Genomic DNA, 20,307 nt, shown 5'->3' with positions numbered 1-20,307 from the left:
TCACAGCCATGAGCGAACCCCTCACCTCCCAAGAAGCCAACACCGCCCGCCGCCGGGGCCTGACCCTGATCGCCGCCGCCGTGGCCCTGGCCGCCATCGGCTGGGGCGGCTGGCACTGGGCCAATGGCCGCCATGTGGAGACCACCGACAACGCCTACGTGGCGGGCAACGTGGTGCAAATCACGCCGCAGATCGGCGGCACCGTGGTCTCCATCGGCGCGGACGACACCGATTACGTGAAGGCCGGCCAGCTGCTGGTCAAGCTCGACCCCGCCGATGCCCGCGTGGCGCTGGAGCAGGCCGAGGCCCAGCTGGCGCAGACCGTGCGTGAAGTGCGCACCCTGTTCGCCAACAATTCCACGCTGAAGGCCCAGGTCAGCCTGCGCAGCGCCGACCTGGCGCGCGCCCAGGCCGAAGCCGCCCGCCTGCAGGACGACGTGGCCCGCCGCGCGCCGCTGATGGCCAGCGGCGCCGTGGGCAAGGAAGAGTTCCAGCACGCCACGGCCCAGGTCACCGCCGCCAAAAGCACCGTGGCCGCAGCCCAGGCCGCCGTGGTGGCCGCGCAGGAGCAACTGGCCGCCAGCCAGACGCAGACCGAAGGCACCTCCATCGAGCAGCACCCCAACGTGCAGCGCGCCTCGGCCCGCGTGCGCGAGGCCTACCTGGCCGTGCAGCGCGCCCAGCTGGTGGCGCCGCTCGACGGCCACGTCGCCAAGCGCGGCGTGCAGGTCGGCCAGCGCGTGCAGGCCGGAGCCCCGCTGATGACACTGGTGGCCCTGAACGACCTGTGGGTGGACGCCAACTTCAAGGAAAGCCAGCTGCAGAACCTGCGCATCGGCCAGCCCGCCGAGCTGGTGGCCGACGTGTACGGCACCAAGGTCGTCTACCACGGCAAGGTCGCCGGCCTGGGTGCCGGCACGGGCGCCGCCTTCGCGCTGCTGCCCGCGCAGAACGCCACGGGCAACTGGATCAAGGTGGTGCAGCGCGTGCCCGTGCGCATTGCCCTCGACCCCAAGGAAGTCAGCGAACACGCCTTGCGCGTGGGCCTGTCGATGGACGTGAAGGTGGACACGGCCGACCAGAGCGGCAAGACCCTGTCCGACACCCAGCGCACCACGCCCGTGGCCGCCACCGCCGTGTTCGACGCGCAGTTCAAGGCCGCCGACGACGAGGTGGCCCAGATCATCGCCGCCAACCTGGGCCGCAAGGCCCTGGCCGTGGCCTCGCCCAAGGTGGTCCAGACGCCGGGCGGCAGCGCCGGGCAGGCACAGAACCACGCCTCCGCCCCCGTGCGCGCCCCTGTGGTGCAGTAAGCCGGAGTCTTTTCCATGACTGCCGCCAACCCCACCGCGGACCAGGCCGGCGCCTCGGCGCTGCCCGCCGCGCCGCCGCCGCCAGCCGCCCCGCCCGGGCCGCCTGCGGCCTACCCCCCGCTGCAGGGCACGGCCCTGCTGCTGGGCACGCTGTCGCTGTCGCTGGCCACGTTCATGAACGTGCTGGACTCGTCCATCGCCAACGTCTCCATCCCCGCCATTGCCGGTGACCTGGGCGTGAGCCCGGGCCAGGGCACCTGGGTGATCACCAGCTTCGGTGTGGCCAACGCCATCTCGGTGCCGCTCACGGGCTGGCTCACGCAGCGTTTCGGCGCAGTGCGGCTGTTCACCATGAGCGTGCTGCTGTTCGTGCTCACCTCCTGGCTGTGCGGCTTCGCCTCGTCGCTGGAGATGCTGGTCTTCTTTCGCGTGCTGCAGGGCCTGGTCGCCGGGCCGATGATCCCGCTGTCGCAGACGCTGCTCCTGGCCAGCTACCCGCGTGCCCTCGCCGGCACGGCGCTGGCCCTGTGGGGCGTGACCACGCTGGTCGCGCCCGTGGTGGGGCCGCTCCTGGGCGGGTGGATCACGGACAACATCTCCTGGCCGTGGATCTTCTACATCAACGTGCCCGTGGGGCTGCTCGCCGGCGTGCTCACCTGGGGCATCTACCGCAAGCGCGAGACACCCATCCGCAAGCTGCCGATCGACACCGTCGGCCTGTCCCTGCTGGTGCTGTGGGTGGGCGCGCTGCAGCTCATGCTCGACAAGGGCAAGGAGCTCGACTGGTTCGCCTCCAACGAGATCATCATCATGGCCGTCGTCGCCGTGGTGGCGTTCGCCGTGTTCCTGGTCTGGGAGCTCACCGACAAGCACCCGGTGGTGGACCTCAAGCTCTTCAAGGGCCGCAACTTCACCTTCGGCGCGCTCGCGCTGTCGGTGGCCTATGCCCTCTTCTTCGGCAACGTGGTGCTGCTGCCGCTGTGGCTGCAGCAGTGGATGGGCTACACCGCCACCTCGGCCGGCATGGCACTGGCGCCGGTGGGCATCTTCGCCATCCTGCTCACGCCGCTGGTGGGCCGCAAGGTCGGCCAGTGGGACCCCCGGCGCATGGCGACGGGCGCGTTCATCGTGTTCGGCATCGTGCTGTGGATGCGTTCGCAGTTCACCGTGCAGACCGACTTCATCCACATCCTGATCCCCACGCTGCTGCAGGGTGCGGCCATGGCGTTCTTCTTCATCCCGCTGACCACGCTGACGCTGGCAGGGGTGGCGCCCGAGCGCATTCCGGCCGCCGCCGGGCTGAGCAACTTCGTGCGCATCACCGCCGGGGCCATGGGCACGTCCATCGCCACCACGCTGTGGGAAAGCCGCGCCGCCATGCACCATGCGCACCTGACCGAGGGCCTGGTGCAGGGCCAGGGCGTGTTCGCCATCACGCTGGACAACCTGATGGCATCGGGCCTGACACAGTTGCAGGCGCTGGCGCAGGTGAACCGGCTGATCGACCAGCAGGCATTCACCCGCGCGGCCAACGACATCTTCCTCGGATCGGCCGGGCTGTTCCTGCTGCTGATCGGGCTGATCTGGCTGACCAGGCGGCCGCCCAGGGCCCAGGGCCCGGGCGCCGCCGACGCGGCCGGAGCGCATTGAGGGCCAGCGGGCCGGCAGCAGCTGAATAACACCGGAAAATGGCTGCAGCGCTTTAACAACAAGCGCTGGCAGCTATTTTTTTTATAGCACTCAAGCCACCTGCCGCGCCCTGCGGCACTGCGCGGCCTCCCACAGGCCACGTCGGAAAAACCTGACCTCCAGGCGGGCGTGGCACCTTCGGCCGGCCCCCGGGGGGCGCCCCAACAATGCAGTCACCGCAACACACAACAAGGAACTGCCATGTCGCTCTCGCTGATTCTGCTGATCGTCCTCATCCTCATCCTGGTTGGCGCACTGCCAACCTGGGGCCACAGCCGCTCATGGGGCTACGGACCCAGCGGCGGGATCGGGCTGGTGGTGCTGATTCTCGTGATCCTGCTGCTGATGGGCAGGATATGACGACGACGCCTCCCGGCTGAGGCCGGGGGCCCTGCTCCCGCAAGGGGGTGGCGGCACCTGTCGGCCCCGCAAGAGAACGGCGTTTCCTTGGAAGCGCCGTTTTTTTATGCCCGTTGGCGGCACCGGGTTCGATGCCCCTGCGGCCGGCTTTTCACGCCCGGCGCTGGCCCGCTGCCACGAAGGCTGTCGAGAACGCCGCGAACTCCTTCTGCGCCACCGTGCCATCCGCGTTGCCGCCCTGGTCCATGAGCTGCATCACCGCCTGCGAAAAACCACTGCCCGCCTGGGCGCCCTTGGTACTGGCCAGGCCCTTGAGGAATTCATCCTGCGAGATGGAGCCGTCCTTGTTGGTGTCAAAACCTGCCGTCAGCTGCTCGGTTTGGGCCTCGGTGGCACCAAAGCGGGCAAGCAGGTCCCGAAAATCCTCCCTGGAGACCGACCGGCCGCCCGATGCGCCGGAAGCCCCCGCCGGCACCGAACCGCCGCCCCGCCCCACCGCGCCCACGGCGGGGCCGTCGAGTTTGCCCTGCGAGACCAGAATGCCTTTTCCTGCAAACCCCGCCAGTGCCTCGGCCTGCGGACTCAGGGTGAGGACCGTGGAGGGCTCAGGCTCGGTCGCGCCAGCGCCGCGCCGCGATGCGGCGGACTTGCCCGGCCCGCTGGAGGCTGCGTTGAAGATCAGAGAGGCTACGGACGCAAGGCCGGAGATAAGAGGTGACATCGCCATGGACTCCTGTGGGACAAAGCCCGGTGTCCTGGCCCTTCCTGCTGGTCCTTGCTTGGAGAAGACAAAAGGACAAGGCCACCGTGATCACCGCTTCGCCCAGGACATGAAGGGTACGCCGCGCCCCACGACGCAGTGGCAGGATGAAAGCACCCTTTGGACCCCATTTCGGCACCTGTCAGGCACCTGTCAGGCACATCCCGGCTGCGATGCGGCGCTCCGTGCCCCAGCGTTGGAGCACGCCGGCGTCTCGCCTGCCCGGAGCGCGGGGACAAACCCGGGGGCTGGATGCCCCGGCGGCCCGCCGCAGTCGGCGTGCGCCCAGGGCCCTGCCCTACGGGTAACCCGGCCCGAACGCCACGAACTCTCCTTCCAGCCGCCCCGCTGGCCGCCCATCGCAGTGCAGCGCCGACGCCTGCACGATCCGGCCCAGCCCCTTGCGCTGCAGCATCCGGGTGAAAGAGCGCCAGGCCTGCGGCGTGGGCGCCTGCGCCACGGCGGTGAAGGCGCCGGCCATGGGCGCGAGGTAGTCCATGGTGTTGCGCTGGATCACCAGGCGGCTGCCCAGTTGCTCGGCCGACAGGCGCAAGTGCAGCATCGACCAGGCGGCCAGGATCGCCACGGCCGATGCGCTGCCGCCAAACACCGTATCGCGGTGGTTGATGTTGGGCCGCAGCGGAGCGGCCAGCACCACCTGCTGCGGCGTGGCGTCGACCACCGTCACCTCCATGGCGTGGGACAGGGGAATGTGCTGGTGCAGATAGGCTTGGAGGTCAAGGGGAGTCACGGCGTGCACTCTGAAGGGTCACGGGGAAGCGTTGGCGGAAGTGTGGCCCGCCGCAAGCCGCCACTTTGCCACGGCGGGCCCGCAGGGGCGCCGCTTTCAGGCCGGGCCGGCCCGCATGGGCAGCCTCACGCAAGGGGTGGACGGGCTGCACAAGGGCGCTGCGCCTGCGTGTCCACGATGGCAGCCGCCGCCTGCGGCAACTGCGCGGTCTGGTAGTCCGCGGCAGCAGCAGCACGTCCGGCCAGCCCGCGATCTGCGGATGGCCGTTGAGCCGCGCGAGCAGCCGTGCCGTGATCAGGCCGCGCAGGCCGCCGCCGTCCAGGCTCAATATCCGGTACTTGGCCATCACAGGTCTCCTTCATCGGCGATGCCGCCGTGCCAGGCCCCGCGGTGCAATCACCGGTGCCGGGACACGCGGCACTGCAAAAAATTCATGAAAAGCGCCCGTAAGGATTTTCCATCAAGCGCTAGCAGCTCCCAAATCAGTAGCACCAATGGAAGGCAGCAGCAACCCTTGCCGGGCCGCCACGGCCTCGCGCAAGAACGCCCAGGTGGCCTGCATGCGCGCCACGTGCTTGTTCTCGGCGGGCATCGACATCCAGAACGTGCGCTGGAACCGCGCCACCCCGGGCAGCACCGGGACCAGCGAGGGATCTTGGGCCGCCACGAACGCGGGCAGCACCGCCAGCCCGGCACCGGCGCGCGCCGCCTCGTACTGCGCGAGGATGCTCGTGCTGCGCAGCACGAAATGCGCGGGGCGGTGCAGCTCGTCGAGGATTTGCAGTTCCTTGCTGAACAGCAGGTCGTCCACATAGCTGATGAAGGTGTGGCCGCGCAGGTCGTCGGCCGTGTGGACGGGCGCATGGCCGGCGAGGTAGTCGCGCGCGCCGTAGAGCTGCAACACATAGTCGGTGAGCTTGACCACCAGCACCGCGCCCCGCACGGGGCGCTCCAGGGAGATCACGATGTCCGCCTCGCGCCGCGACAGGTGCACCAGGCGGGGCAGCGCCAGAAGGTCCACCACCAGGCCCGGGTGGTTCTGTGCGAAGCGGGCCAGCTGCGGCGCGAGGATCAGGTTGCCAAAACCCTCGGTGGTGCCGATGCGCACCAGGCCGTGCAGCCCTTGCCGCACACCAGGCGCCGCACTCTCCACCGCGAGGAACGCGGCCTCCATGGCCTCCACCTTGGGCATCAGCTGCCGCCCTGCTTCCGTGAGCCGGTGGCCCCCGGCTTCACGGGCGAAAAGGGCCGATCCCACCTGTTTCTCCAGCGCCTGCAGGCGGCGCGACACGGTGGTGTGCTCCACGCCCAGGCGGCGTGCGGCGCCCACCAGCGTGCCGGCGCGCGCGAGCTCCAGAAAGTAGCGGAAATGATCCCAATCCATGGGCCGATTGTGGCGCCCTCGGAGCCCGTCGCCAGGAAGAAGAGGATGCGACGCCTGCACGCCCCCGGGCTCGCCCTCCTCCTTTCCTGCACCAGGCGCCTTTCGCTGTAAACGCGATGATTGTTAAAAATTTACACTCTGTGTTTTTTGTTGCACACTCCAGCCGCGCCCGGCACCGAGCAGCGGGACCGCGCACAGCCACAAGAGCCCAGGGATTCCCCAAGGCCGCCGATACACAGGGAGGACAGGATGAATGCATTCATGCAGCCCCCCGCGGCTGCCCGCCAGAAACAAGCCCGTGCCGGGCTTCTCCGCGCCAGCCTCCGCGCCCCGGGCCCATTCCTTGCATCTTTCGGGAAGCCGCGCGCGGCGGGCTTCCTTTCCGCGCATCCCGGGCCACGCCCCGCTTTTCTTGCCTCCCCGCTTCCTTAGCCTCAGACATCTATGACACGCACCACTCTCTCATACAAGTCGCTTTGGGCCGGCCAGGCCTGCCTGGCGTTGGCCACCCTGGGTGCCCATGCGGCGGATGTGAGCATCACGCCGCCTGTCGGTGGCGGCTTTGTGATCAAAGGCCCCTCCAACACCGACAGGCTGCGCGTGCAAGGCTCCGGCGAAGTGCTGGTCCCCAGCCTGTCGGGCACGCCCAATACGAACACCAGCGTCCTGTGCTTTGACGGCCCGTCCGGGCGGCTGGGGCAATGCGCCCCCGGCGTGGCGTCCGGAGCCACGGGAGCGACCGGCCCGACCGGCGCGACGGGAGCCATCGGAACGACCGGCGCCACCGGCCCGGCAGGCACCACGGGCGCTACCGGGGCCGCCGGCCCCACTGGCGCGACCGGCGCGACCGGAACGGCAGGCCCCGCCGGCGCCACGGGCGCGGCGGGTAGCAACGGCGCTCCGGGCGTGGCGGGAGCCACCGGCCCCACGGGCGCCACAGGCCCTGCGGGCGCCACGGGTGCCACGGGCGCGACCGGCCTCCCAGGCCCTGCGGGCTCGCTCAGTGTCAATGTGCGGACCGCAACCGGCACCGGCACCACGGACAGTTGCAATGCGACCGCCTGCTGCCTGCCCGGGGAGAAGGTTGTAGGGGGAGGGTACGAGGGTGCCAGCGGGGCTGGCGGGATCGATACGGGCGGCGTGTTCATGGCCGCCAACTACCCCACGGCGGGCGGCGCTTGCGGCGCTTCGGTGCAAAGTTGGAGCATCCGGCTTCTGAACTCCTACCGCGTTCCCACCCTGACGTCGGCCTGCATCGCCTACGCCATCTGCGCGCAATGACGCCTCTGGAATCACCTGCGCAAGCACAGCCCCAGGGCCTGATGGTGCAGGGCATGCAAACAGCCCGGCTGCCCTGGCGGTTCGACGCCGCTGCGGCCCTGGCCGAAGTCAACGCCCTGCCCTCCTCGCTGTGGCGCACCCATTTCAACGAGGGCCGCCACGATGGCGGCTGGCAGGCCCTCGCGCTGCGTTCCGCGCCCGAGGCCCCCATCGATGTCGTTCCTGTTGAAGTGCCGGCATCGGGCTATGCCGACACGCCCGCGCTGGAACAGTGCCCCACGCTGCGCGCCATGCTGGACACCATGGCCTTGCCCTGGAAGTCCGTGCGGCTCATGCAATTGCTGCCGGGCTGCGAAATCAAGGAGCACACCGATGCCGGCGTGTGCGCGGCGCGGGGCGAGGCCCGCCTGCACGTGCCGCTGCAGACGGGCGAGCAGGTGTTCTTCCATGTCGATGGCGAGCGCATCCCGCTGCGGGCTGGCGAGTGCTGGTACGTCGACGTATCGCGCCCGCACCGGGTTCGCAACCGTGGCAGCCAGACCCGGGTCCACCTGGTGGCGGACACCTCGGTGGACATGCGCCTGTTCGAGGCCTTCCGCGCCAGCGATGCCGGCGAGCCCCTGCCCGACCCCAGCGACCCGTGGAGCCAGTTCATCCGGTTTCGCGACTTCGTGGGAGCGGATGCGGAACACTCCGCAAGGCTCAGCGCCATCACCAACACCGCCGAGTTCGTGCAGGAATCGGTGCGCATGGGACAGGACGCCGGCTTTCAATTTGACGCATCGGATGTGGAGTCGGCCATGAAGGCCGGGCGCCGCGCGTGGGTGGAACAATGGATTCTGTGAACTTCAGCGGCTGGCGCCCGATCCGTTTTTACATCGCCAAGGGCCAGGTGATGGTGGACTGGATCCGCATGCTCGACGAGCCGCTGCGCGAGCCCTTCTTCCAGCACGGCATCCAGAGCCAGATGCAGCACCCCTTCCATCTGGCGTTCCGGCGCCAGACGCCGCTTCACGACCTGCTGGCCTGGCATGAACGGTCGCCGGGCCTGGACCCCTCGCTCGTCATCTTCCACGTGTCGCGCTGTGGCTCCACGCTCATCACGCAGGCGCTGGCGGAAAGCCCGCACCATCTGCAACTGTCGGAGCCCGCTCCGGTGGACTTTCTGCTGCGCCAGGCCTTGCCCAGCGGGCTCATCGACAAGGCGCAGGTCGTGCGTGCATTGCGCGCATGGGTCAGCGCCTGGGCCCAGCGCTGCGACAGCGCCAGCCCACGGCTCGAATCCGTGAGCATCAAGCTCGACGCCTGGAACACGGACAAGGCCCCGCTGGTGGCCGATGCCTGGCCCGAAGCGCGCTGGGTGTTTCTCGCCCGGGAACCGCTGTCGGTGCTGGTGTCGCAAATGCGGGAGCGCGCGTTCTTCCTGGTGCCGGGCACGCTGGGCGCCTGCCTGGAAGGCCTGAGCTTCCAGGAACTGGCCCTCATGCCCCATGAACTCTACTGCGCACGGGTACTGGGCGACATCTATGGAGCCATGGCCCGGGAGTTCGACCCCGCACGCACACTGCTGCTGGACCACACCGAGCTACCCGGCGCCATCGAAACAGACCTGCTGGCCCACATGCGCTGGCAGATGCCGGCAGATGACCGTGCGCGGATGCGCGAACGCATCACGCGGCACGGCAAGCACCCCCACCAAGCCTACGTTCCAGACACGGAAACCAAACACAGCATGGCAAGCGACCATCTCCAATCCCTGACCGCGCAATGGATCGCCCCTCACTACCAGAGGATTCAGGACTTGCGCCAGTCCCACCGTCCGGCGGCCTCCCATCCGCTGGTTGAGGAGGCACTGCCATGATCGCGCCCCTGCATCGGCGCCATTTCCTGGCCACGGGCGGAGCGGTGGCGGCTACTGGCGTCCAGCTCTCGGCACCTGTTCTCGCATCCACCGGCTCGTCCCGCCCCCAGTGGCACATTCTGGGCATCGCGCCCGCGTCAGAAAAGCTGCCGCAGCTTGCGCACGACTACCGGCGGGGCGTGGAGCTGGGCCTTGCACAGGCTGGCGCCTCGCAGGTCGGGCTGACCTGGCTGTCCGCAGGCCCCTTGCCTGCAGCCCCCGCTCAAGCCATCGGGTCTGCGCTGCAGGGCGGCAGGATCGATGCGGTAATGGGGTGGATGCCCCCATTGCTGGCGAAAAAGGTATCAGCCCTGACGGAAAAGGCCGGTGTACCCCTCTGGATCAGCGACAGCGGGGCCGACATCGCAGCCCCTTCGGAGCACACCCCCCTGCAAGTTCGCCACAGCCTCGAGCTATGCGCCATGGCATCAGCGCTTGCCGACAAGGTGTATGCGCAGTGCGGTCCACGCGCTTTCCTGTCGATGGGCTGGCACGAGTCGGGGTATGACTTCATCCAGGCCTTCCAGCACCGCTGGCGCACGCTGGGCGGGCAGATCGTGGGCCGCCATATCGCAGGCGCACCAGGGCGACTCCACGAGTTCGGCGAACTGCGCGAGGCCATCATTTCCCAGCAGCCAGACGTCGTGGTCGCATTGTTCTCGGGCAGCCAGACGCAACGGTTCACGCAGTGGTGGCAAGTGCAGCAGCCCCTGCTGCGCACCGAGCTGGCGGGGTTTCCATGGCTTCTTGAACAAAACGCCGGCATGCGCGCCTGGTCCGTTTCCAGTTGGCCTACACCCGAACATGCCGAGCCACGCTGGAAGTTGCAGTTCGAGCGGGCAGGTTTGGCGTGGACCGCCCCGGCCCTGCTGGGGGCCGAGGCTGGCAGTAGCGTGGGCTCTGCGCTGGTGGCAGCTTTGCCGGGAAGCAACGCGAAGGATGTCTGGTCTGAATTGCGCGCCACCCCCCTGTCGGGCCCCCGCGGCGAGCGCCAATGGTCAAGCGCCAGCAGTGACAGCACGGGCAGCCTGTGGGAACGCGCTGCTCCAAATGCCTCAACTTGGCTCCAGCGCCACGCCGCACCCCTTTTATCCCCGTCCGCCCGCGCCAACGGAGGCTGGACCACTGGCTACTTTTTGACTTGATGAGGAACGACTATGAGTAACCCGCTTATTGCTGAAATCAGGATGTTCGCCGGCAATTTCGCCCCCCGTGGATGGGCCTTGTGCAACGGGCAGCTACTCAGCATCTCCCAGAACACGGCCCTGTTCTCCCTGCTGGGCACCACCTATGGCGGCAATGGGCAGACCACCTTTGGGCTTCCAGACCTCCGGGGCCGTGTTCCCGTTGGCACGGGGCAGGGTCCGGGACTTTCGCTAGTGGATCTGGGGGAAGTTTCAGGCAGCCCCACACATACCCTCAACAGCACGGAAATGCCGGCGCATACGCATGCCGCGCCCACGATCCCGGCATCCACCACCCTGGGCACGGTGCAGGAGCCCGGCCCCCTTGCCATACCAGCGGGGTCCAACCAGCGCAATGCCCAGTATGCAGCCAGCAGCACCGCGAATACCCAATTGGCCATGAGCAGCGCGACGACAGGCAGTACCGGGGGCAACCAGCCGTTCTCCGTTATGCAGCCCTACCTGGGCCTCAACTACATCATCGCCTTGGAGGGCATATTCCCGTCCAGAAACTGAGTGCTCCCCAGCGGGAGCAAGCGAAAAAAGGCAAACGGCAGCGGTTGCCTTTTTTTTTTCTGGCATCCCACACGGCTCCGAGCTTGCTCCAGGTTGTCCTGACGATGTGCATAAAGGCACATTGGCGTTGCAGTTTGCGGCATTGTAATTACATATTTGCACGCATAACATGCACGGGTTGGCCTGCACCGCGGGCCGTTTGCAACCCCCCGGAGACAAAACCATGAACGCACCCACCCACGTGGCCGCACTGGCCCCCACCGTCAAGCTGCTGATCGGCGGCCAGTTCGTCGAGTCCAAGACCACCGAGTGGCGCGACGTGGTGAACCCCGCCACGCAAGAGGTGCTGGCCCGCGTGCCCTTTGCCACGGCCGAAGAAATCGATGCCGCCGTGGCCTCGGCCAAGGAAGCGTTCAAGACCTGGAAGAAGACGCCCATCGGCACGCGCGCCCGCATCTTCCTCAAGTACCAGCAGCTCATCCGCGAAAACATGGCCGAGCTGGCCGCCATCCTCACGGCCGAACAAGGCAAGACCTTGCCCGACGCCGAAGGCGACGTGTTCCGTGGCCTGGAAGTGGTGGAACACGCCGCCAGCATCGGCAACCTGCAGCTGGGCGAGCTGGCCAACAACGTGGCCGGTGGCGTCGATACCTACACCCTGCTCCAGCCGCTGGGTGTGTGCGCGGGCATCACCCCCTTCAACTTCCCGGCCATGATCCCGCTGTGGATGTTCCCCATGGCGATTGCCACGGGCAACACCTTCGTGCTCAAGCCCTCCGAGCAGGACCCCATGGTGACCATGCGCCTGGTCGAATTGGCGCTCGAAGCGGGCATTCCACCCGGCGTGCTCAACGTGATCCACGGCGGCGAAATGGCCGTGAACGCGATCTGCGACCACAAGGACATCAAGGCAGTCTCCTTCGTGGGCTCCACCAAGGTGGGCACCCATGTGTACAACCGCGCCACCCTGGCCGGCAAGCGCGCGCAATGCATGATGGGCGCCAAGAACCACGCGATCATCCTGCCCGACGCGAACAAGGAACAGTCGCTCAACGCCATCGCCGGTGCCGCGTTCGGCGCCGCCGGCCAGCGCTGCATGGCACTGCCCGTGGTGGTGCTGGTGGGCGAGGCGCAAAAGTGGATTCCCGATCTGGTGGCCAAGGCCAAGACGCTCAAGGTCAACGGCGGCACCGAAAAGGGCACGGACGTGGGGCCGCTCGTTTCCTGTGCGGCGCTCTCGCGTGTGGAAGGCCTGATCGAACGCGGCATCGCCGACGGCGCCACGCTGGAGCTGGACGGCCGCAAGCCCACGGTGCCCGGCTATGAAAAGGGCAACTTCGTGGGCCCGACGATCTTCTCGAACGTGAAGCCCGGCATGGCCATCTACGACCAGGAAATCTTCGGCCCCGTGCTGGCCCTGGTGCCCGCCGCCGACATCGACGAAGCCATCGAGTTCATCAACAGCAACCCCAACGGCAACGGCACCGCCATCTTCACGCAGTCGGGTGCGGCAGCGCGCAAGTTCCAGGAAGAAATCGACGTGGGCCAGGTCGGCATCAACGTGCCAATCCCCGTGCCAGTGCCGTTGTTCTCGTTCACGGGTTCGCGCGCGTCCAAGCTAGGCGACCTGGGCCCTTACGGCAAGCAGGTCGTCATGTTCTACACGCAGACCAAGACGGTGACGGCCCGCTGGTTTGATGACAGCACCACGTCGCATGGTGTGAACACGACGATTAGCTTGAAGTGACATCCCCCTGAGGCGCTGCGCGCCTTCCCCCTTCTCTTCTCTTGCATCGCTGCGCGATGCGGAAGGGGGACGCCACCCGTGCGGCGGGGCGGCCCTTGCACGGTGGCACTGGCCTTAGGCCGCGCCAGTCGTGACCACTGTGGTCGATGGTAAAAGCGGGGCATGCAAATTGATCTGACAATGATGCGGGGATGGGCCATGGTCTTCGGTGCGGCTTGCGTGATGCTGGTGGGAGCCAATGCCCACGCGCAGGCCGGTGCCGCCTGCAAGCCCGGCGGCAGCGTGGACGAAACCAATGCCTGCGCCGTGCAGGCCTTTCAGGCGGCAGACACGCAGATCGCGATCCTCTACGGTGATGTGATGCGCGCCCTGTCGGCCCACGAGCGGCCCCAGCTGCGGCAGGAGCACACGACCTGGCAGCGCAAACGCACCACGCGCTGCAAGCAGGCCACGCGCAGTGCCGAGTCGCAGCCCCAGTGGCCGCGCCTGTACCACGAGTGTCTGACGACGGAGACCGAGACCCGCCGCAAGGGCCTGATGCGCTGGCTGACGCTGGACCACCCATCCGCCAGGCCCTGAACCGGGCGCCCAGAACAACAAGAACCGACGACGAGACAGAACACCATGGACTTTGAACTCACCGAAGAACAACGCGCCTTTGCCCAGACGGCCCGCGACTTTGCGCAAGCCGAGTTCGCGCCCCACGCGGCGTTGTGGGACGCCGAGGGCATCTTCCCGAAGGAAGCCATCGCCAAGGCGGGCGAGCTGGGCTTTTGTGGCCTGTATGCACCCGAGAACGCCGGTGGCCTCGCCCTGCCCCGCCTGGACGCCACACTGGTGTTCGAGGAAATGGCCGCCATCGACCCCAGCACCACCGCCTTCATCACCATCCACAACATGGCCACCTGGATGCTGGGCACCTGGGCCACCCCCGTCGTGCGCGACCACTGGGGGCCGCTGTTGACCACGGGCGAGAAGCTCGCGTCCTACTGCCTCACCGAGCCCGGCGCAGGCTCCGACGCCGCCTCGCTCAAGACGCGTGCCGAACTGGTGGGCCACGACTACGTCATCAACGGCAGCAAGGCCTTCATCAGCGGCGCAGGCAGCACCGACGTGCTGGTGCTCATGGCGCGCACGGGCGACGCGAATTCGGGCGCTAGCGGCGTCAGCGCCTTTGCCGTGCCAGCCGATGCACCCGGCATCACCTACGGCAAGAAGGAACACAAGATGGGCTGGAACAGCCAGCCCACGCGCACCATCAGCTTCGACAACGTGCGCATCCCGGCCGACCACCTGCTGGGCCGCGAGGGCGAAGGCTTCAAGATCGCGATGAAGGGCCTGGACGGCGGCCGCATCAACATCGCCACCTGCTCGGTGGGCGCGGCGCAAGGCGCGCTCAACGCCGCGCAGCAATACATGCAGGACCGCAAGCAGTTTGGCAAACCCATCGCCAGCTTCCAGGCCCTGCAGTTCAAGCTGGCCGACATGGCGACGGAACTCGTGGCCGCGCGCCAGATGGTGCGCCTGGCCGCCAGCAAGCTGGACGCGGGGGCCCGCGACGCTTCCACCTACTGCGCCATGGCCAAGCGCTTCGCCACCGACGCGGGCTTCACCGTCATCAACGACGCCCTGCAGTTGCACGGCGGCTATGGCTACATCCGCGAATACCCGCTGGAGCGCCTGCTGCGCGACGCGCGCGTGCACCAGATCCTGGAAGGCACGAACGAAATCATGCGCGTGATCATTGCGCGGCGCATGCTGGACGGGGATGCGACGGAGGCCATCCGCTAGGCAAAAACTCCTGTTTTTATAGCTGCCAGCGCTTATCCATCAAGCGCTAGCGGCCTATTTAACCTGAAACCATGCCCGCCCGCCCCCTCTCCGACGAAACCCTGCACCTGATCGACGCCGTGCGCACGGCGCTCGCGCACCGCAGCGACGTGGAGGAGCGCCCGCTGTTCGGCACCCATGCGTTTTTTGTGGACGGCAAGATGTGTGTCGCCGTCAAGGGCGAGGAACTGCTGGTGCGCCTGCCGCCGGAGCGCCATGGCGAGGTGCAGGAGATGCAGAACACCCGCGAGCTCTCGCCCGGCGGCGGCATGAAGGGCTACTTCTGGGTGGAGCCCAATGGCTACGCCACGCGCGCACAGTGGAACCATTGGCTCGAAGCAGCCCTGGCCTACAACCCGCTGGCCAAGGCATCGCCGCGCAAGAAGAAAACAACCAACACCCCGGCCGCGGCCAGGAAAGCGCCCGCCAAAAAAACCGCCGCGAAGAAGCACAGCATCTTCGAAGCCGACGACTGATCTGCCCCACCCTCCCTGGAGCCCACCACCATGCCCCTTCGCATCGTCCGCCTCGGCACCCCGCGCGCCGCCGGGGAAGGCACCCGCATCGGCACCGTGCGCCGCCCGCCGCGTGGCGTGCCCAAGACCGAGTTCGCCAGCCGCGACTATTACGACGTGTGGTACCCCCTGCTGTCCCCCACGGCCGAACTCATGGCCCAGGGCCAGCAGGCGCAGACGGACAAGGAGTGGGACGCGTTCGTCAAGCAGTTCCGCAAGGAACTGGCCCAGCCCGAGGCCAGCCGCACGCTGGACCTGCTGGCCGCGCTCTCGCGCCACGCCGCGATGTCGCTGGGCTGCTACTGCGAGGACGAATCGCGTTGTCACCGCTCGGTGCTGCGCGCGGAGCTGAAAGCCCGCGGCGCAGATTTCGCCGAGTGATTTTCAAGCCTTTTCGGCCGGTAGCCCTTTGAAAACAAGCGCTGGCAGCTATCAATTTCATACCAACCCGATTCACCACCACAACGACATCCAGGAGAAACACACCATGAAGATTGCATTCATCGGCCTCGGCAACATGGGCGGCCCCATGGCCCTGAACCTGCACAAGGCGGGCCACGACGTGGGCGCCTTCGACCTCTCCAAGCCGGCCTGCGACAAGCTCGCCGCCGATGGCGTGCGCATCGCGACGGACGCCGGCGCCTGCGTGCAAGGGGCCGAGGTCGTCATCAGCATGCTGCCCGCCAGCCAGCACGTGGAAACGCTCTATCTGGGCAGCGACCGGCAACCCGGCCTGCTGCCGCTGCTGGCCGAGGGCACGCTGGTGATCGACTGCTCGACCATCGCCGCCGCCACGTCGCGCAAGGTGGCCGAGGCCGCCAAGGCACGGGGCATGGACTTCATCGACGCGCCCGTCTCGGGCGGCACGGGCGGGGCCATCGCCGGCACGCTGACCTTCATGGTGGGCGGCGACACCCCGGCGCTGGAACGCGCGCGCCCCGTGCTCGAGAAGATGGGCGCCAACATCTTTCACGCCGGCGCCGTGGGCGCGGGCCAGACGGCCAAGATCTGCAACAACATGCTGCTGGGCATCCTGATGGCCGGCACCAGCGAGGCGATCGCCCTGGGCGTGGCCAATGGCCTGGACCCGAAGGTGCTCTCCGAGATCATGCGCCGCAGCTCGGGCGGCAACTGGGCGCTGGAGAAGTACAACCCCATGCCCGGCGTGATGGAGACCGCGCCGGCGAGCAAGGGCTATGCGGGCGGCTTCGGCACCGACCTCATGCTCAAGGACCTGGGGCTGGCGCAGGAGAACGCCGCGGCCGTGAAGGCCTCCACCCCGCTCGGCGGCCTGGCGCGCAGCCTGTATGCCGCACACAGCCTGGCGGGCCATGGCGCGCTGGATTTCTCCAGCATCATCAAGTTGGTGCAAAAACACTGACACCACGCGGCGGCGCGGCGGCGGGGCCCGCCACGGGACCGCCGCCGGACTCAATGCGCGGGCACGCCGGCGGAACCCGCCAGGAACTGGGCCTCGAACACGTCCGCGGGCAGGGGCCGGCTGAGCAGGTAGCCCTGGATCTCGTCGCAGCCCAGCAGTGCGAGCCGGCGGCACTGGTCGTCCGTCTCGACCCCCTCGGCCACCACCTTGAGCCCCAGCGAGTGCCCCATGTTGATGATGGTGGACACCAGCGCCTGCCCCTGGGCTCCGGTGTCCATGCCCAGGATGAAGGAGCGGTCGATCTTGAGCGTGTCGGCCGGCAGCGTGGCCAGGTAGCTCAGCGATGAGAACCCGGTGCCGAAATCGTCGATGGCGATCGTGATGTCCATCTCGCGCAGGGCGTGCAGGCTGCGCCTGCTGTGCTCCACGTCCTCCATCACCATGCTTTCTGTGATCTCCAGCTCCAGCCCGCTGCCTGCCCCCGGGTCCAGGGCCAAGGCCTCGCGCACCTCGGCCACGAAGTTGCGGTGCCGCAGCTGCAGGAACGACACATTGACCGCCACGCGCAGCGGCGCGTGGCCCGCCTGCCGCCAGCGCCGGTTGTCCGCCAGCGCCTGGCGAAGGGCCCAGCGGCCCACGTCGTAGATCAGGCCTGTCTCCTCCAGGATGGGAATGAAAAGCCCCGGTGGCACCAGGCCCCGGTGCGGATCGTTCCAGCGGATCAGCGCCTCGGCGCCCGCCACGACGCCGCTGGCCAGGCATTGCTTGGGCTGGTAGTGCAAAACAAACTGGCCCTGCTCCAGCGCTTCGCGCAGGCGGCCTTCCAGGCTCAGCGCCTCGGCCACGCGGGTGTTCATTTCAGAGGTGTAGAACAGCAGGCTGTCGGCCGATGCCTTGGCCTTGCCGACCGCGGCCTCGGCGTTGCGCAGCAGCGCTTCGGCATCCACGCCGTCCATGGGGTACAGGGCCACCCCTGCCTTGGCGGCCATGCGCAGTTCGGTCTGCCCCAGCAGGAAGGGCGCATCAAAGCAGCTGCGCATGAGATGGTCCACCACCAGCGCCACGGCCCCGGCATCGCGGGCGCCGGCCACGGCCATGCCGAAACTGTTGATCCCGATGCGCGCCACGCCGTGCACATCGGCCGCCGCATGCTGCAGCCGCTGCGCCACCTGCTTGAGAAGCTCGTCCCCCATCTGCCGCCCCAGCGTGTCATTGACGAACCGGAACCGGCTGATGTCCATCAGCGCGATCCCGAGCAGCGGCCGCGGCCCTTCGCGGGGCCGCAGGTGCTGGCCGGCGCGCTCCAGGAAAAGCGTGCGGTTGGGCAGGCCGGTGATCTCGTCGTAGTAGGCTAGGTAGCTCAGCCGGTCTTCCTTGTCGAGGTGGTCGAGCGCGAAGCCGATGTCGCCGGCCAGCTCGGTCAGCAGCTTCATCTCGGCCTCGTCGAAAAACCCCATCTCTTCGGAAAACAGGGCCAGCACCCCCACCACCTCGTGGGCCACGACCAGCGGCAGCATGGCCAGCGACGCCACGCCACGCTGCGCCAGCAGGCCGGGCAGCAAGATCCGGGGGTCGCCCACCACGTCGTCGCACACGGCGGGCAGCCCGGTGCGAACCACCTCCGCGCTCAGGCTCTCGCCCGGGGTGGGCTTGTCGTGCAGCCGCAGCCGGTCCCGGATGTGCGCGAGGAAGTCCTCTCCCGCGCCAGAGAGCGCCACCGGCACCAGCTGCTGGCGGGCCGCGTCCACCTTGCCCAGCCACGCGATCTTGAACTGCCCTTCCTCCACGGCGATGCGGCAGGCCTCGTGAAACAGCTCCTCGCGCTTGCGCACGCGCACGATCAGCGTGTTGATGCCGCTGAGCATGGCGTACACGCGGTTGAGCCGCTTGATCTTGTGCTCGGCCTCCTTGCGCTCGGTGATGTCCTCCCCGAGCGCGGCCACGCCGGTCACCTGGCCGCCCGCCGACCGCAGCACGGTGTTGTTCCAGTGCACCAGCCTGCGCTCGCCGCCGCGGGTGATGATTTCGTTGTCGTAGTGCCAGGCAGAAGGGCGGTCGGCCAGCAGGTCGGCGAACACGTCGCGCACATCCACCTGCTCGGGCGGCACGAACAGCGAGAACCAGTTCTGGCCGGACACCTCGTCGCGCCGCCACCCGGTCAGGCGCAGCAGGTAGTCGTTGCAATAGGTGATGCGCCCCTCGCAGTCGAGCATCAGCGAGATCATCTCCACCTTGTCCAGCATGTCGTTGAAGCGGCGGTCGCTCTCGCGCAGTTCTTCCTCCGCGCGCTTTTGCACGCTGATGTCCTGGATGGTGTTGAACCAGCGGACGGTGTCGCTGCCCACGCCATCGTCGGCCAGCAAAGGCTCCATGACCTGGCGCAGGTGGATCACCGCGCCGTCTGCGCGCACGAGGCGGTAGTTGAAATCCAGGCGCACGCCCTCGGTGGCAGCCTCCAGCGCGCGCTCACGGAACAAGGGCTGGTCGTCCGGATACACGAGGGCCAGCCATTCGCGCGCGGACCGGGGCATCGCCGACGGCTCCACGCCCAGCATCTGGGGGCAGGTGTCGGGCCAGCTCTCGAACACGCCGTCCTGGCTGCTGATCACATGGGTGATCTTGGCCAGCACCTGCGCGCGGTGCAGGCCCGCCTCGCTGGCCCGGAGCTCTTCGATGACCCGCTTGCGCTCGATCACCTCGAACTGAAGCTGGTCGGCATGGCGCTGCACCTCCGCGTACAGGCTTCCGTTCTCGTAGATGCGCCCCACCTGGGCCCCCAGGATGGACAGGATCTTCTCGTCCTCGGCGCTGAACTCGTGCGACCCGGGCTTGTTGGCCAGGCAGATCCAGCCATAGGAGAACGACAGCGATGTGATGGGCGCGATCAGGCCGCAGTGCAGCGCCGGATAGCCCGCCGGCAAGCCCACCTCGCGGGGGTCGCCGCTGGCGTTGGCCACCCGCCGCGCCCGCCGCTCGGCGCGCACGCTGCCCAGCAGGCCGTGCGACACCACGGGCAGGTCCAGCACCCCCGTCGCGGCGGCATCGATGCCACTGGTGCAGACCAGGGCCGCATGGCCATCCTTGCGCACGGCGCACAGCACCACGTACTGCGCGCCCACCAGGTCCCGCGCACCCCGGCAGACGCTGGCCAGCAGCACCTGCGGGTCGCGCTCGGACGCCAGCTGCAGGTTCAGGTCGGTCAGCGCCGCCAGCCGGCGGTTCATGGCTTCCAGCTCGGCCACGTTGCCGGTGAGCTTGTCCGCCATGAGCTGCAGGTGCCGCGTCTGGAAGCTGTGCTCCAGCGGGAGCACGGGCTGTGGCGGAACCTGCGACAGCGCCTGCTCGATGGCCGCGATGATGTCCTGCGGCTCGCAGGGCTTCACCAGCACCTGGGCGACCCCGCAGGCCAGGGCCAGGTTGCGCGCCTCCTGCTCGCGGAAATGCGCGCTGTAGAAAATCACCTGCGTGGCGGCGAGCTGGGGATCGGCACGCAACTGCCGCACGAACTCATAGCCGTCCATCGTGGGCATCAGGATGTCGGAGATCACCAGTTGCGGGCGTTCTGCCCGCACCACGTCCAGCGCCTGGGCGCCGTCCGCCGCCTCCAGCGCCTGGTGGCCGCTGTGTCCTATGAGCGTGGCCACCAGCGCCCGGTTGGCCGGAAGGTCATCCACGACAAGGATCTTGGCCATGCTG

Annotated in this window: 19 protein-coding genes; 14 read left to right on the top strand and 5 right to left on the bottom strand. The window is 68.1% G+C overall.

Features of this window, described 5'->3' with window-relative positions; translation table 11 throughout:
* The first annotated feature begins 8 nt into the window (after window positions 1-8).
* From AC07OC_RS02925 to AC07OC_RS02915, 3 genes are all read left to right on the top strand, one after another.
* Window positions 9-1,313, top strand: coding sequence for an HlyD family secretion protein (locus AC07OC_RS02925; protein WP_255590774.1), 1,305 nt, complete (start codon window positions 9-11; stop codon window positions 1,311-1,313).
* Between the two features lie 15 nt (window positions 1,314-1,328).
* The gene (locus tag AC07OC_RS02920) at window positions 1,329-2,963 is read left to right on the top strand and encodes a DHA2 family efflux MFS transporter permease subunit (RefSeq protein WP_255590773.1); all 1,635 of its coding nucleotides are present in this window, start codon (window positions 1,329-1,331) and stop codon (window positions 2,961-2,963) included.
* Window positions 2,964-3,203: 240 nt separating this feature from the next.
* Window positions 3,204-3,362, top strand: coding sequence for a DUF3309 family protein (locus AC07OC_RS02915; protein ID WP_007856361.1), 159 nt, complete (start codon window positions 3,204-3,206; stop codon window positions 3,360-3,362).
* 151 nt (window positions 3,363-3,513) lie between these two features.
* Here AC07OC_RS02915 and AC07OC_RS02910 read toward each other — a convergent pair whose 3' ends face one another.
* From AC07OC_RS02910 to AC07OC_RS02895, 4 genes are all read right to left on the bottom strand, one after another.
* A complete protein-coding gene (locus tag AC07OC_RS02910) occupies window positions 3,514-4,083 on the bottom strand; it encodes an EF-hand domain-containing protein (protein ID WP_218338519.1) in 570 nt (189 codons plus the stop codon).
* Between the two features lie 337 nt (window positions 4,084-4,420).
* Window positions 4,421-4,873 carry a YiiD C-terminal domain-containing protein gene (locus tag AC07OC_RS02905; protein WP_218338518.1) on the bottom strand — a complete coding sequence of 151 codons (453 nt, stop codon included), beginning with the start codon at window positions 4,871-4,873 and terminating at the stop codon, window positions 4,421-4,423.
* Window positions 4,860-5,219, bottom strand: coding sequence for a hypothetical protein (locus AC07OC_RS02900; RefSeq protein WP_218338517.1), 360 nt, complete (start codon window positions 5,217-5,219; stop codon window positions 4,860-4,862). The genes AC07OC_RS02905 and AC07OC_RS02900 overlap by 14 nt, the downstream gene beginning before the upstream one ends.
* 114 nt (window positions 5,220-5,333) lie before the next feature.
* Window positions 5,334-6,257 carry a LysR family transcriptional regulator gene (locus AC07OC_RS02895; protein WP_218338516.1) on the bottom strand — a complete coding sequence of 308 codons (924 nt, stop codon included), beginning with the start codon at window positions 6,255-6,257 and terminating at the stop codon, window positions 5,334-5,336.
* A 444-nt stretch (window positions 6,258-6,701) separates the two neighbouring features.
* Here AC07OC_RS02895 and AC07OC_RS02890 point away from each other — a divergent pair, with 444 nt between their 5' ends.
* From AC07OC_RS02890 to mmsB, 11 genes are all read left to right on the top strand, one after another.
* A complete protein-coding gene (locus tag AC07OC_RS02890; RefSeq protein WP_218338515.1) occupies window positions 6,702-7,538 on the top strand; it encodes a hypothetical protein in 837 nt (278 codons plus the stop codon).
* Window positions 7,535-8,383, top strand: coding sequence for an aspartyl/asparaginyl beta-hydroxylase domain-containing protein (locus tag AC07OC_RS02885; protein ID WP_218338514.1), 849 nt, complete (start codon window positions 7,535-7,537; stop codon window positions 8,381-8,383). Before AC07OC_RS02890 ends, AC07OC_RS02885 begins: the two co-directional genes overlap by 4 nt.
* Window positions 8,371-9,399, top strand: coding sequence for a sulfotransferase family protein (locus AC07OC_RS02880; protein WP_218338513.1), 1,029 nt, complete (start codon window positions 8,371-8,373; stop codon window positions 9,397-9,399). The genes AC07OC_RS02885 and AC07OC_RS02880 overlap by 13 nt, the downstream gene beginning before the upstream one ends.
* Window positions 9,396-10,583, top strand: coding sequence for a type 1 periplasmic-binding domain-containing protein (locus tag AC07OC_RS02875; protein ID WP_218338512.1), 1,188 nt, complete (start codon window positions 9,396-9,398; stop codon window positions 10,581-10,583). The genes AC07OC_RS02880 and AC07OC_RS02875 overlap by 4 nt, the downstream gene beginning before the upstream one ends.
* 12 nt (window positions 10,584-10,595) lie before the next feature.
* Complete coding sequence (locus AC07OC_RS02870; protein ID WP_218338511.1) at window positions 10,596-11,138, top strand: phage tail protein; 543 nt, start codon at window positions 10,596-10,598, stop codon at window positions 11,136-11,138.
* A 223-nt stretch (window positions 11,139-11,361) separates the two neighbouring features.
* Complete coding sequence (locus tag AC07OC_RS02865) at window positions 11,362-12,885, top strand: CoA-acylating methylmalonate-semialdehyde dehydrogenase (RefSeq protein WP_218338510.1); 1,524 nt, start codon at window positions 11,362-11,364, stop codon at window positions 12,883-12,885.
* Between the two features lie 198 nt (window positions 12,886-13,083).
* On the top strand, window positions 13,084-13,464 hold the full coding sequence (locus AC07OC_RS02860) for a lysozyme inhibitor LprI family protein (RefSeq protein ID WP_218339046.1): 381 nt from the start codon (window positions 13,084-13,086) through the stop codon (window positions 13,462-13,464).
* A gap of 45 nt (window positions 13,465-13,509) precedes the next feature.
* Window positions 13,510-14,676, top strand: a complete 1,167-nt coding sequence (locus tag AC07OC_RS02855; RefSeq protein WP_369642527.1) for an acyl-CoA dehydrogenase family protein — start codon at window positions 13,510-13,512, stop codon at window positions 14,674-14,676.
* Window positions 14,677-14,747: 71 nt separating this feature from the next.
* Entirely contained in the window at window positions 14,748-15,191 is a 444-nt protein-coding gene (locus AC07OC_RS02850) for a TfoX/Sxy family protein (protein ID WP_218294903.1), read from the top strand.
* A gap of 30 nt (window positions 15,192-15,221) precedes the next feature.
* Window positions 15,222-15,611 carry a DUF488 domain-containing protein gene (locus AC07OC_RS02845; RefSeq protein WP_218338508.1) on the top strand — a complete coding sequence of 130 codons (390 nt, stop codon included), beginning with the start codon at window positions 15,222-15,224 and terminating at the stop codon, window positions 15,609-15,611.
* A gap of 106 nt (window positions 15,612-15,717) precedes the next feature.
* Complete coding sequence (gene mmsB / locus AC07OC_RS02840; protein WP_218294901.1) at window positions 15,718-16,611, top strand: 3-hydroxyisobutyrate dehydrogenase; 894 nt, start codon at window positions 15,718-15,720, stop codon at window positions 16,609-16,611.
* Between the two features lie 50 nt (window positions 16,612-16,661).
* Here the strand turns inward: mmsB and AC07OC_RS02835 are convergent, their stop codons facing one another.
* A complete protein-coding gene (locus AC07OC_RS02835; RefSeq protein ID WP_494600369.1) occupies window positions 16,662-20,303 on the bottom strand; it encodes an EAL domain-containing protein in 3,642 nt (1,213 codons plus the stop codon).
* Window positions 20,304-20,307 lie beyond the last annotated feature (4 nt).

This window comes from Acidovorax sp. GW821-FHT10E04 (assembly GCF_059415185.1).
Note: the sequence above shows the minus strand (reverse complement) of the source record. Positions and strands in the feature narration are given on the sequence as shown.

Coding starts and splice junctions, on each gene's coding strand:
- AC07OC_RS02885 (WP_218338514.1), top strand. CDS start 7,535: ATGACGCCTCTGGAATCACCTGCGCAAGCACAGCCCCAGGGCCTGATG.
- AC07OC_RS02910 (WP_218338519.1), bottom strand. CDS start 4,083: ATGTCACCTCTTATCTCCGGCCTTGCGTCCGTAGCCTCTCTGATCTTC.
- AC07OC_RS02915 (WP_007856361.1), top strand. CDS start 3,204: ATGTCGCTCTCGCTGATTCTGCTGATCGTCCTCATCCTCATCCTGGTT.
- AC07OC_RS02875 (WP_218338512.1), top strand. CDS start 9,396: ATGATCGCGCCCCTGCATCGGCGCCATTTCCTGGCCACGGGCGGAGCG.
- AC07OC_RS02925 (WP_255590774.1), top strand. CDS start 9: ATGAGCGAACCCCTCACCTCCCAAGAAGCCAACACCGCCCGCCGCCGG.
- AC07OC_RS02890 (WP_218338515.1), top strand. CDS start 6,702: ATGACACGCACCACTCTCTCATACAAGTCGCTTTGGGCCGGCCAGGCC.
- AC07OC_RS02860 (WP_218339046.1), top strand. CDS start 13,084: ATGGTCTTCGGTGCGGCTTGCGTGATGCTGGTGGGAGCCAATGCCCAC.
- AC07OC_RS02845 (WP_218338508.1), top strand. CDS start 15,222: ATGCCCCTTCGCATCGTCCGCCTCGGCACCCCGCGCGCCGCCGGGGAA.
- AC07OC_RS02895 (WP_218338516.1), bottom strand. CDS start 6,257: ATGGATTGGGATCATTTCCGCTACTTTCTGGAGCTCGCGCGCGCCGGC.
- AC07OC_RS02855 (WP_369642527.1), top strand. CDS start 13,510: ATGGACTTTGAACTCACCGAAGAACAACGCGCCTTTGCCCAGACGGCC.
- mmsB (WP_218294901.1), top strand. CDS start 15,718: ATGAAGATTGCATTCATCGGCCTCGGCAACATGGGCGGCCCCATGGCC.
- AC07OC_RS02870 (WP_218338511.1), top strand. CDS start 10,596: ATGAGTAACCCGCTTATTGCTGAAATCAGGATGTTCGCCGGCAATTTC.
- AC07OC_RS02865 (WP_218338510.1), top strand. CDS start 11,362: ATGAACGCACCCACCCACGTGGCCGCACTGGCCCCCACCGTCAAGCTG.
- AC07OC_RS02880 (WP_218338513.1), top strand. CDS start 8,371: ATGGATTCTGTGAACTTCAGCGGCTGGCGCCCGATCCGTTTTTACATC.
- AC07OC_RS02920 (WP_255590773.1), top strand. CDS start 1,329: ATGACTGCCGCCAACCCCACCGCGGACCAGGCCGGCGCCTCGGCGCTG.
- AC07OC_RS02850 (WP_218294903.1), top strand. CDS start 14,748: ATGCCCGCCCGCCCCCTCTCCGACGAAACCCTGCACCTGATCGACGCC.
- AC07OC_RS02835 (WP_494600369.1), bottom strand. CDS start 20,303: ATGGCCAAGATCCTTGTCGTGGATGACCTTCCGGCCAACCGGGCGCTG.
- AC07OC_RS02900 (WP_218338517.1), bottom strand. CDS start 5,219: ATGGCCAAGTACCGGATATTGAGCCTGGACGGCGGCGGCCTGCGCGGC.